The 17,305-nt window shown below is 49.7% G+C and carries 16 protein-coding genes; 12 read left to right on the plus strand and 4 right to left on the minus strand.

What is annotated here, in order from left to right; genetic code table 11:
* Positions 1–32 precede the first annotated feature (32 nt).
* Entirely contained in the window at positions 33–599 is a 567-nt protein-coding gene (locus EBA_RS15120) for a globin family protein (RefSeq protein ID WP_192375474.1), read from the minus strand.
* Positions 600–961: 362 nt separating this feature from the next.
* Here EBA_RS15120 and EBA_RS15125 point away from each other — a divergent pair, with 362 nt between their 5' ends.
* Positions 962–1,102 (plus strand): hypothetical protein, encoded by a 141-nt coding sequence (locus tag EBA_RS15125; protein ID WP_192375475.1) that lies wholly within the window; start codon positions 962–964, stop codon positions 1,100–1,102.
* Between the two features lie 302 nt (positions 1,103–1,404).
* Here the strand turns inward: EBA_RS15125 and EBA_RS15130 are convergent, their stop codons facing one another.
* A complete protein-coding gene (locus EBA_RS15130) occupies positions 1,405–2,073 on the minus strand; it encodes a Bax inhibitor-1/YccA family protein (RefSeq protein ID WP_192375476.1) in 669 nt (222 codons plus the stop codon).
* A 126-nt stretch (positions 2,074–2,199) separates the two neighbouring features.
* Here EBA_RS15130 and EBA_RS15135 point away from each other — a divergent pair, with 126 nt between their 5' ends.
* Genes EBA_RS15135 through EBA_RS15155 form a run of 5 tightly spaced genes read left to right on the plus strand, consistent with a single transcriptional unit; the run spans position 2,200 to position 6,370 of the window.
* On the plus strand, positions 2,200–2,592 hold the full coding sequence (locus EBA_RS15135) for a group II truncated hemoglobin (RefSeq protein WP_192375477.1): 393 nt from the start codon (positions 2,200–2,202) through the stop codon (positions 2,590–2,592).
* 5 nt (positions 2,593–2,597) lie between these two features.
* Positions 2,598–4,502, plus strand: coding sequence for a bifunctional diguanylate cyclase/phosphodiesterase (locus tag EBA_RS15140; protein WP_192375478.1), 1,905 nt, complete (start codon positions 2,598–2,600; stop codon positions 4,500–4,502).
* The gene (locus EBA_RS15145) at positions 4,489–5,160 is read left to right on the plus strand and encodes a transglutaminase-like cysteine peptidase (protein ID WP_229427846.1); all 672 of its coding nucleotides are present in this window, start codon (positions 4,489–4,491) and stop codon (positions 5,158–5,160) included. The genes EBA_RS15140 and EBA_RS15145 overlap by 14 nt, the downstream gene beginning before the upstream one ends.
* The gene (locus tag EBA_RS15150) at positions 5,157–5,891 is read left to right on the plus strand and encodes a M48 family metallopeptidase (RefSeq protein WP_192375479.1); all 735 of its coding nucleotides are present in this window, start codon (positions 5,157–5,159) and stop codon (positions 5,889–5,891) included. Before EBA_RS15145 ends, EBA_RS15150 begins: the two co-directional genes overlap by 4 nt.
* Complete coding sequence (locus EBA_RS15155; protein ID WP_192375480.1) at positions 5,891–6,370, plus strand: protein disulfide oxidoreductase; 480 nt, start codon at positions 5,891–5,893, stop codon at positions 6,368–6,370. The genes EBA_RS15150 and EBA_RS15155 overlap by 1 nt, the downstream gene beginning before the upstream one ends.
* Positions 6,371–6,379: 9 nt before the next feature.
* Here EBA_RS15155 and EBA_RS15160 read toward each other — a convergent pair whose 3' ends face one another.
* Positions 6,380–6,763, minus strand: coding sequence for a PilZ domain-containing protein (locus tag EBA_RS15160; protein WP_192375481.1), 384 nt, complete (start codon positions 6,761–6,763; stop codon positions 6,380–6,382).
* Positions 6,764–6,767: 4 nt separating this feature from the next.
* Complete coding sequence (locus tag EBA_RS15165; RefSeq protein ID WP_192375482.1) at positions 6,768–7,412, minus strand: FHA domain-containing protein; 645 nt, start codon at positions 7,410–7,412, stop codon at positions 6,768–6,770.
* A 246-nt stretch (positions 7,413–7,658) separates the two neighbouring features.
* On the opposite strand from EBA_RS15165, the gene pta reads away from it, so the two are divergent.
* The 6 genes from pta to EBA_RS15195 all read left to right on the plus strand — a co-directional run bounded on the left by pta (position 7,659) and on the right by EBA_RS15195 (position 17,302).
* Complete coding sequence (gene pta / locus EBA_RS15170; RefSeq protein WP_192375483.1) at positions 7,659–9,788, plus strand: phosphate acetyltransferase; 2,130 nt, start codon at positions 7,659–7,661, stop codon at positions 9,786–9,788.
* Positions 9,785–10,312, plus strand: a complete 528-nt coding sequence (locus EBA_RS15175) for a DUF2380 domain-containing protein (RefSeq protein ID WP_225616326.1) — start codon at positions 9,785–9,787, stop codon at positions 10,310–10,312. Before pta ends, EBA_RS15175 begins: the two co-directional genes overlap by 4 nt.
* Positions 10,313–10,505: 193 nt before the next feature.
* Positions 10,506–11,705: an acetate/propionate family kinase gene (locus EBA_RS15180; RefSeq protein WP_192375484.1), complete on the plus strand. Its 1,200-nt coding sequence runs from the start codon at positions 10,506–10,508 to the stop codon at positions 11,703–11,705.
* A 707-nt stretch (positions 11,706–12,412) separates the two neighbouring features.
* Entirely contained in the window at positions 12,413–12,634 is a 222-nt protein-coding gene (locus EBA_RS15185; protein ID WP_192375485.1) for an ATP-binding protein, read from the plus strand.
* Positions 12,635–13,156: 522 nt separating this feature from the next.
* The gene (locus tag EBA_RS15190) at positions 13,157–14,299 is read left to right on the plus strand and encodes a hypothetical protein (protein WP_192375486.1); all 1,143 of its coding nucleotides are present in this window, start codon (positions 13,157–13,159) and stop codon (positions 14,297–14,299) included.
* A 966-nt stretch (positions 14,300–15,265) separates the two neighbouring features.
* Positions 15,266–17,302 carry a TonB-dependent receptor gene (locus tag EBA_RS15195; RefSeq protein ID WP_192375487.1) on the plus strand — a complete coding sequence of 679 codons (2,037 nt, stop codon included), beginning with the start codon at positions 15,266–15,268 and terminating at the stop codon, positions 17,300–17,302.
* Positions 17,303–17,305 lie beyond the last annotated feature (3 nt).

Raw genomic sequence — 17,305 nt, forward strand, 5'->3', positions numbered from 1 at the left:
TTCGCTTTCAACACTTTAGGCCATAGTAAAAGTTAGCCGTGTGTTCGAAATTCAATCGAGTTATCGCCATCATCATAAATCGCAAAGCCGCGGCCAAGAATGCCTTCACGGCCTGATGCCACGAATGCACTAATCTCGGCAGCTGTTTCCTGAGGGACGTTTAATAGATTGAGGCTGTTTTGCAGTATTTCCAAAACCACATCGTAGTTGTCGTCGATGGGCTGTAATCTGAGAAAATGGGAATGACCCGGACACAGTAAGGTCAGGTGCGGCTTTTCATCGCTGCCGACAATATCGCCGGTTACAAACATCTCCAAAAATGCGAAGTCTCGATTATTGACCAAACTGGGCTTGGCATTCCCTCTGGCAAAAGCCGCAGCAAAATAATTATCCGCTAATTCCGAGAGTTTTTTAGGTTCAACAGCTTCTGCGCCGAGCAAAGCGTATAACAGTTTTTTTAAAGGCTTGGTTTGCTCTTCGATGGGCCTAGAGTAAAAATATCGGTTGACTCGATAGTCATCAAGCATACTGGCATAGAAAACATCCACAATTTTAGACACCAGATTGTCGTCAATTTTTGGTGTTGATTTATCGTTCATCGTTATATCCCCCGTTTTTTATTAACCGGCTTTATTGCTTAAGCCCAAAGTCGTATGAGTGCCCCTTTTCCGTGTCATTTAGACAGAGCGCTAGAGTATAAGTCCGATCCAACAATAAGGGCATAACCGTATTTCAAAAACTGCTCATCACCGGCAAAGACACGGCATTTGAAAAATAAATTTTTAGCAAACAACATTAAGGTCGAATGTTAAGTCTCTGAAGATACATAACATTGAAAAATCACGCGACAGCTGTAGTTTAAAAACCACTTGAAATCCTCGTTTAACGTAGGAGAATCCCGCTCCAATCGGCATTTATATGATGCCGTTCACACTTTATTTCGATAGAACGAGGAAGCACTATGAAAATCGCACTAGTCACAATGGCGGGAGTCACTATCGGCGCTCTGATAACTATTTCAGCACTCCAACTCTTGAAAGTCATTTTTCAAGAAACCTTGAAAATGGCGGCTGAGGCTTGGTATAGCCCTGAGCAACATTAAGACAGGCTTTGCGTTCTTTCGATATATCCGATTGCGCACGCTAATTTTTCAATGGCCAAACTTATTGACCATTTGTTGGTGTTGAAAATTGAATCTTAGCTGGCAACTAACTATCGATTAGAAGTTGGACTAAGATCGCGCATGCATACTTTAATTCTGAACTGTCAGAGAAAACGCGCCCATGCACTCTAAAAAGAAAATGCCCCGCCGGTTTCCCGACGGGGCATTTTTGCTTTAATCGCTTTGCTTAATCAATCTGCTTTCGTTAACGCTCGTAGCAAATAGCTAAACTCACCGAGTTATCAGTCGTTACCGCCGAATACGCCCAATAACTGCAACAAGCTGGTGAACAAATTGTAGATGGAAACATACAATGATACGGTCGCCAATATGTAGTTGGTTTCGCCGCCGTGGATGATTTCACTGGTTTGATACAAAATCATACCGGACATCAACAACACGAACATCGCGGAAACCGCCAACGACAGCGCCGGCACCGAGAACAATATCGCGGCCAAACCGGCAAAGAATGCTACCAGCACACCCACCATCAGGAAGCCGGCCATGAAACTAAAATCCTTGCGGGTAGTCAGCGCGTAGCCGGACAAACCCAGGAAAATAACACCGGTGCCGCCAAGCGCGGTTAAAATTAGTTCATGACCGTTGCTGAACGCATGCACGTACATGTTTAAAATCGGTCCCAGGGTCATACCCATAAAACCGGTCAACGCAAACACGAACACCAAACCCAGTGCGCTGTTACTAAAACGGGTGGTTAAAAACAGCAGACCGAAATAGCCTACCATGGTAATAATCAAGCCCGGATGCGGCAAGTCCAACGTCATTGCCACCGCAGCCATAGCTGCACTGAACAGCAATGTCATCGATAGCAGTAGATAAGTATTCTTTAAAACCTTATTGGTCGCCAGTACGCCGGCTTCCGAACGAGCAGTTGCAGTATTTAAACGCATGATCAGTTATCCTCTCAAAGTTACAAGTAATGCTGTGACCGCGCAATGTCCCCGGAGTTTCAGGGCATTGTCGGTACCGTCTGCTAGTATACCTAAAGAAATTGCACATACGAGGTTAAATAGGACATGAGCCCCACCCCCTACGAGTTAATCGGCGGCGAGACTGCCTTGCGCAGCTTGGTCGATAGATTCTACTTTTATATGGATATTCTGCCGGAAGCCCAGGGCATTCGCGCCATGCACGCCCCCAGCCTGGCCAGCGCCAAAGACAAATTATATAAGTTCTTCTCGGGCTGGCTGGGCGGCCCCAACCTATTTATTGAAGAATTCGGCCATCCAATGCTGCGTGCCCGGCATTTTCCGTTTCCGATTGGCGAATCGGAACGCGATCAATGGATGCAGTGTATGAATAAAGCCTTGGACGAAGTTGAGATGGACCCACGCCTACGCGAGAACATTAGTACCGCCTTACAACAACTCGCGACGCATATGATCAATCAAGAAGCCACGGGAAGCTGAGCCTCATGTCACTATCCAAACAATTGTTAATCCTAATATCGGCGCTGTTTTTGATGATTTTCAGCGTCAACTTCGCGTTGAGCGTGAACAACATCAAGGACTATCTGGAAGGCGAATCGAAGAATCACGCCCAGGATACCGCCACCTCGCTGGGCCTATCGCTCAGTCCTTATATGGTCGATAACCACGATCCGGTAATTAAAACCATGATGAACGCTATTTTTGATATGGGTTATTACAAGGAAATCAGGCTGGTCGATGCGGACAACAAAGAGCTGGTAGCCCTAAGCAGCGATAAACGCATAGAAGGTGTGCCGGGCTGGTTTACCGAGCTGCTGCCAATGACATCGGCCACCGCCGAAAGCGAAATCAGCTCGGGTTGGAACATGAGCGGGGTGATCTACGTCACCGTCAACTCCGGCTACGCCTATCTAAAACTGTATGAACAAGCCAAATCCGGGTTTTATTATTCGCTGGCGGCATTTTTGTTCTCCATCGCCCTGCTGGCGCTGTTACTACGCGTCACATTGGCCTCGCTAAGCAGAATCGATCTATTGGCCCAGCAGATCAGCGAAGGCCATTTCGAAAGTATCGAAGCGCTGCCATGGACCCGCGAAGTGCGCAATGTCGCGGCATCGATGAACACCATGTCGCATAAAATCAAAACTACGATAGCTGCACTGCATGGCAAACTGGACCAAATGGGCGCCAGCCTGTTACGCGACGACTTGACCGGGCTGTATAAAAAAGCCGTGTTCGAAACCGACATGAAACACTTGGCATTGGAAGACGCGGATGCCTTCATAGTGTTGATAAAAATCGACAGCTTGGTCGATCTGGTTAAAGAGCACGACAGCGACGCGATCGATCAATTTTTACAGGCTTTTGCCGCCATTCTGCAAAAAGTCGCCAAATCGGCCGGAGAAGAAGCCGGCAAAGCCTATCGGTTTTACGGGGCCGAATTTGCCCTGCTGGTCAGAACTGATAATCCAGAACAACTTGAAGAACTGGTCAAATCCCTTAGTAGCGAATTTACCGAACTCGGCGAACGTTACCAAAAAACCGATTTGGCCCACATCGGCGTCGTTGGTTTCAATCCCTTGATGACCACCGAAAGCCTACTGGAGGCCGCTTACGAAGCTTACGAACAAGCCCATCTGATCGGAGCCAACAGTTATTTCATCCGTACCGGCGATAATTTTGCCCGCGATATTGCCACCTGGAAGGATCTGGTCTTCGACTGCGTCGACCATAACGGTTACTCGGTTTGGTATATCGGTCAGATCGCCGCGTTTAGCAGCGGCGAACTCTTGATGGAAGAGGCTTTCATTCAGGTACACGATAAACAGGGCGGCTTGGTGGCGATCGGCCCGTTTATCTCTATCGCCGAAAAATTCGCCAAAATCGTCGATCTGGATAAAGGCGTGATTCGCATCGCGCTGGATCATATTCAACGTAATCACATCGAACACGCCATCGCGGTAAATGTGTCCACCCGCACCATCAGAAGCAGCGATTTCCGGCTTTGGCTGGAGAAACTGATCAAGCAAAACCCGGCGGAGGTCAAAAAACTGGTGTTCAGTTTATCCGCTTATGCAGTCGCCAAAGATATAGACGCCTACCAGGCCTTCATCGAAACCGTGCATAATTGGGGCGCACGGGTGATGATAAAACGCTTCGAAACCCAATCCATGTCAGCCGACTTGGTCAAACGCTTGAAACCGGACTATATCCGCCTGGCGCGCGACATCGGTAATGGCATCGACAGTTCGTCGCAAAAACATGCTTTCGTGCAAACCATGCAGGAAATTTCCACTTTACTGGATATTTCGATTTTGGCCGAAAACGTACAATCGGATAAGGATTATCGCAGCTTAAAGACGATAGGAATCGTCGGTGCCAGTCGTTAATAAGGGCGCACTAAACGCTGCCAGAGTAGCCATTGTCTTCTTCAGCCTGTGTTGCGGCATTGTGCTGGCAGCCGGCTTATTAATTGATCAGAGCCTGCTGGATAGAGTAGAAAAAAAATACGGCCCTGCCGCCAAGCAACGTTTTGTGGGCTGGCAAAGTTTAATCGAGAACGGCAAAAACTGGCCGGAAGCCGAGAAACTGGAACGGGTTAACGACTTTTTCAATGGTAACATCGAGTTTGTTGACGACATTGTCCTCTGGCAAAAAGCCGATTACTGGGCAGCGCCGACCGAGCTTCTGGCCAAAGGCGCCGGCGATTGCGAGGATTATTCCATCGCCAAATATTTTACCTTGGTCGAAATGGGTGTCGATGAAGATAAGCTACGGATTACCTATGTCAAGGCTTTGGAACTTAATCAGGCACACATGGTGTTAACCTACTTCGATTCGCCCCGCGCGGTGCCGCTAGTGCTGGACAACCTGAAACCAGGCATCGTCCCGGCTACGCAACGCAGCGACTTGCAGCCAGTGTACAGCTTTAACGGTACCGGCTTGTGGCTTGCCAAAAGCAAAGGCTCCGGGCAACATGTCGGCGGTTCGGATCGCTTGAGCATGTGGACCGAGCTTAAACTAAGAATGCTGGAATCGCCGTTTTGAACAGCCAAACCACCCCGTTACTTTACAGCCTGCGCCGCAGCAACCGCGCCAAAAACACCCGTATCGTCGTCACCGCCGACAAAATAGAAGTGGTGGCACCGCTAAAAGTGTCCGAGCGGCGGATTCAGGCTTTTGTGCATGCCCAAAAAGACTGGATAGAAGCAGCGCTAAAACGCGTCGCCGACAGGGTGCAGCACGCCGCCCCGCGACTGGCGCCGAGCGCGTATCTGGATGGTGCGCAAATTCCCTATCAAGGCCGGCGCTTGCCGTTAAAAGTCACAGCCAGCAAAACCAAAACCGTTCGTATCGAATTAATGAATGACGCCGTATTTTGGGTTAAATTGCCAACCGGCATTGCTGACGAACAACACTCCGCACTAATCCAACAAGCCTTGACACGCTGGATGAAAAATCAAGCCAAGCAACATATACAACGGCTGGTCGATATGCATGCCCCGCGCTTTGCTCTGTTTCCGCGCAGCATTCGAATCAAAACCCAAAAAAGCCGCTGGGGCAGCTGCGGACCGAAAAACGATATTAATATGAATTGGCTATTGCTGTTGGCGCCGCCGGCGGCTTTGGAATACGTGGTGGTCCACGAGCTTTGCCACATCAAACACAAAAATCATTCCCCGGAGTTTTGGCAACTGGTCGCCGAACATCTACCCGACTTTAAGCAACGCCGACTCTGGCTTAAACAACACGGCGCCAGCGTGATGCAAGGCTTGTAATGCTGAAAAAGTTGGGGTTTTATATATTTGCGGCGTTATTTATATTTGCCGGGCAATTTCTGGTCAATCAGGATTTAGTCAGCGGTACGCCACCGGCCATAGTCCAAACCACGCTAACCGGCGAAAACCCGATGCAGCGTATAAGCAAAGGGCCGGCTGTGTTGTATTTCTGGGCGGAATGGTGCGGGATATGCCGAAGCATGCAGGGGAGCGTCAGCAATGTACTACGGGATTATCCGGGAGTAACGATTGCAGTGCGGTCCGGCGACGATAGCAAATTGCAGAACTATTTAGACGGCAAGCAACTGCAATGGCCGGTCGTGAACGACAACAACGGCAGTCTCAGTCAACTTTACGGGATCAAAGGCGTACCGGCAGTGTTCTTCATTAACGCCGCCGGCGACATTATGTTTACGACGGTAGGCTTTACGTCGGAATGGGGAATGCGTTTTAGACTTTGGCTAGCCGGATTGGGCTGAAGTTACGACTTATTGATGCTCGGCTAAATCACTCAAAGCCGCCAACTCCCGCTCCAGCAATTCGCTATCCCCCAAGTTGAGCTCGACCAATCGCCGCAAACGGGAAATACTGTCAATATCGATATGAACGCACTTAAAGCCGACTCTGTTATCAACCGCATGAGTGGCCATCACTTCCATGGTAATGCTAATTTCTTCGGATAAATCCAATTTCAAAGAATATAAGGTATCGGGTGGACCAGATAAGCTCTGCTCTAAATCCAACAGACAACCACGTAAAGACAGATCGACAATTTTACAAGGATAAGTTTGACCCGAACCGGTTAACACCGCGCCGGCATGGTAAAAAATCCTGTGAAAACGGCGTTTATCATCGTTTTTATCAAGTGTCATACGCTTAATCCAAGAAAAATTGCATAGAGGTGCTATCAACGACGATCACATCGTGATTTTGCAACTGTACGGTGCGATCGCCCAGTGGCTCGTCGTTTATTGCCAGGCCATTGTGTCCCTGCAACGCGGAAAGGAAATAACCGTCCTTTCGCCTGGCAATCACGATCACGCCGGCGCCTTCGTGGCCCAGACGCGTCATGGCTTTCTTCAAGCGCAAAATACGGCCGATATGCGCGCCATTTAGCACTTGCAAATTAGCATCAGGGGATTTTACGGCTTCTTCAAGCCGCTGATTTAACGCCCGCACGTCGGCATCGCCGAAGTCGGCTATCGTGGAAACAAGGACTTTTTCCGCAAATTCATCGGTGGTGTTATAGACAATGTAGTGCTTACCAATATTGATGATGTCGTTGTTCTGCAGGTTCCATTCCTTGGTGCGCTGATCGTTTACCAATAACGGAAACTTTTCATTCAATTGCTTCAGAACGCACGTGCCATCTTTTATGATTGCCACGGCATGCGCAGGCGCAACAGCAAGACTGTCAACCACTAGGTCACTGGTTTCATCACGACCAATATGCACTACACCAGAATCAAAAACACCTGTATGGATTGCACTATCTTTAAAATAAACGGTAAATTTCGCCATCTCTGTTGTTCAAGTAATCCCTGCGCCCGGCTAGTAGTATAGCCATTAAAGCCGAGCTTGCAGATTAATCAATAATTATTTTGACATTACATTATTTTATATTTCCAAACCTATGATAGCCAAAGACTATTTACGCGCGTTTAGCATTATCGGGAACCCGGATAAATAAATATAGAGTCGCCAAGCGACGCGCCATGTGGCAACATCAAGGGCTAGACTTTCCAATTTATTCATAAGTCATCGATCATGAATCCAACTCAGCCGAATCCACAAAGCGAGCCTTTGATTTCGCAGGACATTTATATTGCCGGCGTCGACGAGGGTAACGGAAAATCCTTGATCATGTTGGCCATCATCGAAATGTTGTCCGGCTATGCCGACAATATCGGTTTTTTCCGGCCGATTATTCGAGGTAATGCTGACAAAGACGATTTGATTCAATTCATTACCCACCGTTATCAGCTCGGCACCCCATACGAAGCCATGTATGGCTGTACCAGCGAAGAAGCCCGCCAATTTTTGGCCGCCGAGCAGTACGATGAACTGTTGAAAACCATTCTGGCCAAATACCGGGCCTTGAAGACACGTTGCAATCATGTGCTCTGCGTCGGTAGCGACTATCGACACGGCAACGCCATTTTCGAATTCGATTTCAACGCCGATGTCGCCAATAATTTGGGTTGCCTGATGATGCCGGTTATGCAAGGCGAAAATCGTAGCGACGAACAAATTTTAAATGGTTTGGCCAGCCTGAAACATTCCATGCACGAGCACGATTGCGAATCGCTGGCTACGGTTATCATTGGCGTCGCGCAAAATCAAATTGCCAGCCTACGCCACAGCTTAAATCATTCCAGCGCATTCCCCGTGTACGTGGTGCCTGCCGAAACCTCCTTGGAAAAACCCACCATCGGCAATATCGCCAAAGTGATAGGCGCCAAAGTGTTTTCCGGCGAAAGTGCGACCATGAGCAGAGAGGTGTATCACTACAAAGTCGCGGCGATGTTGGTGCCGGACTTTCTGGATTATGTGGAAACCGGCGACTTGATCATCACGCCTGGCGATAGATCGGACATAATCATGGCTAGTCTGATGGCCTACAACTCCAGCAACTATCCGCAGATTGCCGGTCTGATATTGACCGGCCATCAACAACCCGCCCCGCAAGTGCAAAAATTAATAGATGGCTTGGGCGGTACGCCGTTTGCGGTACTCGGCGTCGATTCCGACACCTTCACCACCGCTTTAGAAGTCAGCCAAGTTACCGCCCGTCTGCATTCGCAAGACGACCGCAAAATCGCCACCGCGCTAGGATTGATAGAGAACAATATCAATATGGTGGAACTGCGGCTGCGGCTGTGCAGCAAGGTTTCGCATAAAACCACGCCGCTAATGTTCGAGTACGATTTGCTGCAGCGCGCCAAGGCCAAAAAGCAGCATATCGTGCTACCGGAAGGCAATGAAGAGCGAATTCTGCGCGCGGCGGAGATTTTACTACTGCGCGATGTCGTCAAAATCACCCTGCTGGGTAACGAAGCCGAGATCCGTCAGAAAATTCAGGCCATGGCCTTGAAGATGGACAATATCAACATCATCGACCCGATTAAATCCGAACTGCGGCCCTTGTTCGCGGAAACCTATTACCAAGCCCGCAAGCATCGTTGCATTGTGTACGACACAGCCTTCGACTTAATGGCCGATCCCAGTTATTTCGGCACCTTGATGATTCATCTCTCTTATGCCGACGGCATGGTGTCCGGTTCGGTGCATTCCACTCAACATACTATTCGCCCCGCCTTCGAAATCATCAAAACCAAACCCGGCGCATCGATAGTGTCCAGCGTGTTTTTCATGTGCCTGGAAGATCGCGTACTGGTCTATGGCGATTGCGCGGTGATTCCTAACCCCAACGCCGCGCAATTGGCCGACATCGCCATTAACGCCGCCGAAACCGCGCGCATGTTCAACATCGAACCGCGGATTGCCATGTTGTCCTACTCCACCGGCGAATCCGGCAAAGGCGAAGCAGTGGATAAGGTCAGAGACGCCGTCAAAATTGCCCAAACCTTGCGCCCGGATTTGCTGCTGGAAGGTCCAATGCAATACGATGCCGCCGTGGACGCCAGCGTAGCTAAAACCAAATTGCCCAACAGCAAGGTGGCCGGCCAAGCGACAGTATTGATTTTCCCCGACCTGAATACCGGCAACAATACCTATAAAGCCGTTCAGCGCTCATCCGGCGCCATAGCCGTCGGCCCCATCCTGCAAGGCCTAAACAAACCGGTCAACGACCTAAGCCGCGGCTGCACCGTGACAGACATTGTCAACACCGTCGTCATTACCGCGATTCAAGCTCAAGAAGCCGATAAGACATGATGGTTAACGCCATGCTACGCGGATTGCTGCTTGGTCTGCTCAGCTTTGATTCACTGGCGGCAACCCGCATCGCCGTTCTGGATTTTGAATTGAAAGACCTAACACTGGCGCCGGGCGTCCCCACTGAACTGCAAAGAACCGCGTCGATCAAACCGCTGCTGGAACAGGAATTAACCCGCGCCGGCTATACTGTCGTGGCTATTCCGCACCCAGCACAACAAGCCGCCAACAGCGGAGTCGGCTATTTGTTCGACCATGCCGATGTCGCCGCGGAGCTAGGCAAGCAATTCCAAGCCGACTACATTTTGGTCGGACGGCTACACAAACCCAGCTTTTTGTTCGCTTATCTGATGGGACGTTTGGTCAAGGTTGACGATGGCAAATTGGTTGGCGACTACATTGCCGAATCCAAAGGCCCCAATGCCAGCCTTACCATCAAAGCCGTGGAAAGCCTAACCGGTAAAATCGACCATGATCTGGAGCGCCGCTACAGCCCGCCACCACCAGCGAAACTTGCGCCCTAGGCTATTTATCGCAATAAATGTACCCAAACCAAGCAATTTTCCGTTGAACCAGCGGACTTGTGCTGAGCGAAGCCGAAGTACTCGAAGTCGACCGTTCGCTGAGCGGACCCGAAGCGAACGACATATTTGGCATTGCCAATGGGTACAAACTTTCTCAAAAACCACCTTAATCACAAACCCCTTCGAGATTTTCATGAAAATTCTGGTGCTCAACGCCGGTAGTTCATCGGTTAAATACAGCTTATTCGAGATGACCGATCACTCGGTGTTAATTGCCGGCATTATCGAACGTATCGGTGAAACAGCCGCCAGCCATAGCTACACGCTGGCGAATACCGACAGGACACATGCCGACATCGTCAGCCGCAATCATCATCAAGCCTTGCAAGTCTTATTCGAAACGCTTGCCGCTTGCCGCGTGCTAAATGACCGCCGAGAATTGGCCTGCATCGGCCATCGGGTCGTCCATGGCGGCGAACATTTTCGCGAACCGGCTTTGATCGATACGCAAGTCATGCAGCACATTGCCGAAGTCATTCCGCTGGCACCATTGCATAACCCCGCCAATCTGTTGGGCATTGAGGAAGCCATCCGGCAAATGGGCGACACGCCGCAAGTGGCGGTATTCGATACTGCGTTTCATCAAACCCTGCCGGATTATGCCTATCGCTATCCCCTGCCCGAACCTCTTTATGCGGAACATGGCGTAAGGCGTTACGGCTTCCACGGCACTTCGCATGGTTACGTCGCCGAGCAAGCCGCACAATATCTCGGCAAACCCTTGTCGGAAACCAATCTAATCACGCTGCATCTGGGTAACGGCGCCAGCGTCACCGCAATCAAAAACGGCCGGAGCATCGATACATCAATGGGTATGACGCCGCTGGAAGGCTTGATGATGGGCAGCCGCTGCGGCGACATCGACCCGGCAATCCATTTTTATCTGAGCCGAACGCTAAATTTGTCCAACGACGCTATCGAAACCTTGTTAAACAAAGAAAGCGGCTGCAAAGGCATTTGCGGCGAAAACGACATGCGTGCCATACACCTGATGGCGGAAGCCGGCGACGATCATGCCCGGTTGGCATTAGCGATGTACGCTTATCGCATCAAAAAATACATCGGCGCTTATTTTGCGGTGCTGGGCCATGTCGATGCCTTGGTATTTACCGGTGGCATAGGCGAGAACGACGCGTGGTTGCGTGAACAATGCTGTCAGGATATGACACTCTTCGGCATTGCCATAGACCCGCAAAAAAACCAAACACCAGCGCGGCCCTGCGGCAACATCAGCCAATCCAACACCGGCTTGGCAGTATTAGTGATTACTACAGACGAGGAGCTGGAAATCGCGGTCCAGTCCATGCATTGTTTGGAACATTCGTCTCTATAAATTAGCTGCCAGCAAATGCAAATTGCTTAAATCGGCCATGTGCATTTTCTGCTTGGAAATGATCCCGCAACGCGCTGCCGTGGCTGTACTCATTCAATGTTGGCTTGGTTGAAATCGATGAAAGTTTGTATCGAGATACATTATTGGGATTGGTTGGAGATACCAAGCATCCGGCTCCAATCGGCCACTATGTGTAGTATGAACCTATGTGTATTTGCAAATTTACCTTGTGGCTTAGCCCTTGGTATCCGTGGCATAAGGTCGAACGCAACTACACATAATTTCAACACTTGAAGATGTCGCGTCAACTTGCCATCGACCGGATATTATCGGTCGATTGTTGATCCAGGTAATTTGGAGCATACCAAAGACCATGAAATCTCGCCGTAGAGCGCCAACCGGCTTTTAAATAGCCAACTGGTTAAATTGGCGCCGGACGTGATTCATTAGAATCCATGATGTCACTGATTTTTTTACTTCAGGACACCGGCAAAACTATGTGAAGTTACGATTTAATCATATTGGCCATAACCCAGGTGAACTCAATCTATCATCTAGGTGGGATTAACAATCTACTCATAGTTTCGTACTACACATAGGGGTCGCTATGTTGAGCTTAACATAGCGGCCAAAAGGTGACGACTGTGCTTCGAACGTCAGTGACCGCAGTTGAATGGATATCTGTCCGTCAGCTTAGCTATAGATGCTTGATTACAAGACCTGACCCCGACCTCGCGACGGAGCTTGCCGCGCCGTTCGCCATCCTCCATATCCTGGGCGACGAAGAATCAATCCATCATCGACTAATCAAACGTCAACTCGAAAATCGAGACGCTTCGGAAGCCGATATGGGTGTGCATGAAATGCTGAAAGCGACGACGAAGCCGTTAACCAAGGAGAAAGCGGTTTACCGTTGCAATAGTAAATAGCGAAAAAACCCAAATAACCTCTCCTTTCAATCCTCGCACCGAAAACTAAAGACCCTTACTGGTCTGACCTGTAACCCCTTCAAAGCAATCGCCACTGCCATTTAAGCAACTTATATCTTCGTCTGCCTGGTCAAGATTTCGCACGCGCAAACCGATACGCCCGCAGTTTGAAAACTCCACCAAAATCAAGTGATATGCCTCACTTTTCCGCCAACTTGCGCGGCAAAACCCTTAACTCAAAAAGCCCCACATAAATATTCTTTATAAATCAGAATGATATAAATGGCACGATATTCGCCTTTTTTATTCGCATGCTCAACACAAAGATACGAGCAAGCAAGACGGGATGTTATTTCAAAGCAATCATTTTTGACCACTGATCCAACGTCAAATTTGGCTAGAAGTCCATTTGACTAAAACCATATTTTTCAAGAAGCCAAAATGATTCAACTCGCCAGACGGTAACATGCCCAAGCTTTAAAACGTAATAGTGGAAGTTATTTACAATCAGGAGTAGAAATCATGAGAAATAAGGAAAAATTCAGAAAAATTATTTGCACGGCTACTTTGCTTTCTTGTCAAGCCGCCAGCGCTGCAATAATCCCGGGGATACAAGGCAATAGTACAACCTACCAAATCGTAAACGTTGCTTCGGACGATACCGTGCAGGGAGATATCTCTTTTCATAACGGCGTGATTAACAACAAAGGTTTGATAAAGACCACTAACCATACGTCCACGCTTCAAGGTGGAAGCTCCAGGACCGTCACCCTAAACAATGACGGCAATATCTTGTTCGAAGGCGGAATAACGGCGGGAACGTTATCAATCTTTAACAATCCCGATGGATACATGGTTTTCACAAACTACATCGATGGCTACCAAACGACGGCCATTGAAAACGCGGGCACAATTGCTGTAGCGAATGGAGTGGGAGACGGCATAGGTGCCCCTGCGGGTAGTTGGGTTCCATTTACCTATATGTTTCAAGGCCTCATTCATAATACTGGAAAATTTCTGATTCAAAGAAAAAATACTCCAGATGGCTACGACGGCGGGAATGTTTGCCTGCAGTGGGGCCGAATATTAACCGTTAACAACGAGGGCTATTTTGAAGTTGGCTCTGGCAGCAAGTGCGATTTTGGATCAGATACAGCCTCGCAATACAATAAAGCTACTTACATTCAAAACAGCGGCGAAACTCGAATAAATGGCACCTTCGGAGCCCATGTACTCGATTTCAAAGGCGGCACGCTGAGCGGCGCTGGAAAGGTGTTAAGGTTCCCGGAACAGTTAATCAGCGCCAGATTCACTATTTCGCCGGGCGGAAATGCCAATGCGCCATTCAGTGAGCTGACCCTAGTTCCAGAAATCGGTTATTCGGTGCTTGAACACGGGGCGCTGGATTTCGCCATCGGCGGTGTAAATAACAACAGCAAGCTTCACGTTGACGGAGATGTTTATATTGTCGGTAACGCCAAAATCAACGTAATTTTAAAAATTGGCTTTGTTCCAAGCGCGGGAAACAGTTTTACATTGCTCACCGCTAACTATGTAGGGACGGATGATTTCAATCAAGACAACCTCAACTTGCCGAAACTGCCGGCGGGACTGCAATGGCACTTCGAGAATGACGGTACCAGTTTAAAATTGAGCGTAATTTGATAGCTACAGAAACAAATTGACTTAAAGGTAAATCGTCAGGGAACGCTATCGGGTTCCCTGACCTATCTTGCTTTCGAGAAGTTGTCAATTTTCCGTCAAAGTAATCGCTGTACCGTTGTTATCAACCGCCTTGGTACGTCCGTTGGATAACGTCGGCAGAATATAAGTTGTTGCGCCACTCTCTTCCGTGATCGAATCCGCCGTCACGATGCTAAAACTTGTACCGAGTTATGGAATGAAGCCTTCGCGCAACTGAACATTGAGCCACCAATTGTCTAAGGCCGGCCACATGTAGTTGGTCGACGCTACTAGCGTCCGCGATTTCAATGGTCACCATGCAGCCCGCGCAAGTCAATGCGGCTTGATCGGTATCGACGCTCAGAATTCCAACTGGCGCACCCGGCGGCAAGGTGACTGTACTAGCAAGCGGGTCACCGAAATTGCCAATGAAACTGCCGTTGCCACTCAACAAGCCGGGAGTCAGAACAAGAATGGGGCAGGTCTTGCAATCAAGCACCGATGTGACCTTGAACGACAGGTATGTATTCTAGTGCCATCAATAAAGCTAAGGGAACAGGTGTCAGCAACGGGTCGATTGCGGCAAATCAACAATCTCAACCCCGTTTTACACAGAACGCCCGATTTCCCTATTGCTTATTCAACCTAATTTTGCCCAATACTGAAATATTTTTAGCTATAGGCCAAGCTGATGTATCAAGCTTAGGGTGCAAATAGCTCTTAAATCTCGCGAATTTGCGCCCCGCCTGCGGGAGTGAAGTCATTCGGGTAACGGTCCAGCTGCGCGCTTGGATTGTTTCTATCAATGCTGTTGTTTTAACAGCGCATCCAACCCAAACCCGTAAAGCCGCCTTGCCAGAGACAAGTAAAAACCGAGGCGATAATATTGCATCCACATCTGTTATATTATAACATCTTTGCCCATCACTCCTGACCGCTCCACTTAACATGAAAAAAACCACCGCTCTGATTTTAATGCTACCCTCCTCCGTGCTGCTTGCCGAAGAACCGCCTTTACAAGCGCTTGAAGAAATCGTCGTCACCGCACCGCTGCAAGATAAAAAATCAGACAGCCCCGTTCCGGTCACTGTATTAAGCGACGACGAACTGAGGATGAAAACCGGCCACAGTATCGGCGATACTTTAAAAAACGAATTGGGGATCAGCAGCCAATCCTTCGGTCCCGGCGTCGGCACGCCAGTGATTCGCGGTCAAGCCGGTCCGAGGGTGCGGGTATTAAGCAACGGCATTGGCAGCAACGACGTGTCGGCGATTAGTCCCGACCACGCCACCAGCGTCGAACCGCTGCTGGCAGAGCGTATCGAAGTGTTACGCGGCCCGGCCTCTCTACTTTATGGCAGTGGTGCGATCGGTGGCGTGGTCAACGTCATCGATAACCGGATTCCGGGACGAGCCTTCGACAAAGCGCTCAACGCCGCGCTGGAACAGCGGTTCGACTCTACCAGCGACGAAACCAGCACCACAATGAAAGTCGAGGGCAGCAAAGATCATATCGCCTACCATGTGGACGGCTTTTACCGGCACCGCAACAATCTGGACATTGGCGGCCAGGGCATCGATACCGCTAAAGTAGCGATCACCGATCCGGCGCTTGAAGTCGTCGACAACCCACGCGGTTATCTAAATAACACCGGTGCCGAAGCGATCAGCGGCTCGGCCGGATTGTCCTGGATCGACAACTTTGGTTTCGTCGGCGCCTCTATCAATAATTTGAATAACAACTACGCCATCGCGCCGAACGGCACCGGCGACGAAACCGTGCGCATTGCTATGCGCCAGAACAAATACGACTTTAAAAGTGAACTTAATAACCCGCTGCCGTTTGCTAAAAGCCTACGTACCCGGCTGGGTTATACCGATTATGAGCATACCGAGATCACCAACGGCTCCCCCGGTGCGTTTTTCACCAACAAAAGCTACGAAGGCCGGATTGAGTTAAACCACCATGACATCGGCCCCTTGCGCGGCGCGATCGGTTTTCAGGCTCAGTCCAGCAATTTCAACGCCATCGAAAAACTGACCGGCGCCAGCATCGTGCCGCGTTCGGATACCTACAGCTACGGCGTATTCGGCGTCGAATCGTTTGACCTTGGCCCGCTCACCTACCAGCTCGGCACCCGCGTCGAACAAACCGACATTCACCCGGACGGTTTCACGCCCTTGAGTTACACGCCGGTTAGCGCTTCAGCCTCCGCCTTATGGAAGCTGGATAATCGTAACAGCCTGAATCTGGCGATCACCCGTTCGTCGCGCGCACCAAACGTACAGGAATTGCTAGCAAATGGCTACCACGACGCCACTCGCAGTTTCGAACTGGGTAGCCTTAGCCTGAAGGAAGAGACCTCGTATAACCTCGACCTGGGCTACCGCTTTAAAACCGACTGGCTGCGCGCCGAATTCGACCTATTCCACAACTGGGCCAGCGACTACATCTACCAACACCGCACCGGCAACCATGTAAACGAGGACGGCAGCGACGCCTGTGCACCCGACTGTACGATTCCGGTCATGCAAAGCAACCAGCAGGACGCCATATTCAGAGGTTACGAAGCCAAGCTGATTTTCCCGATGATGGAAAACCACATCGGCCTGTTGGAACTAACCTTGTTCAGCGACTACACCCGCGGCGAATTCAAATCCGGCGGCGACGTGCCGCGCATGCCGCCGCTACGATACGGTCTGCAACTGGACTACAACAAAGACCGTTTATCCAGCTACCTGCGCCTGACCCGCGCCGACGACCAAACCCACGTCGGTGAATTCGAAACCTCAACGGCCGGTTATTACCTGTTGAATGTCGGCGTCAATTACCAAGTTAAAGCGTATCAGGACGCCAAATTAATGCTCTTCGCCAAAGGCAACAACCTGCTGGATCAAAACATCCGCAACGCGACTTCGTATTTGCGCAACTTTGCACCGGAAGCCGGGCGTGGTGTGGAAGTGGGATTTAGAGTCAGTTATTGAGAA

This window comes from Methylomonas albis, from assembly GCF_014850955.1.
Taxonomy (GTDB): Bacteria; Pseudomonadota; Gammaproteobacteria; order Methylococcales; family Methylomonadaceae; genus Methylomonas; species Methylomonas albis.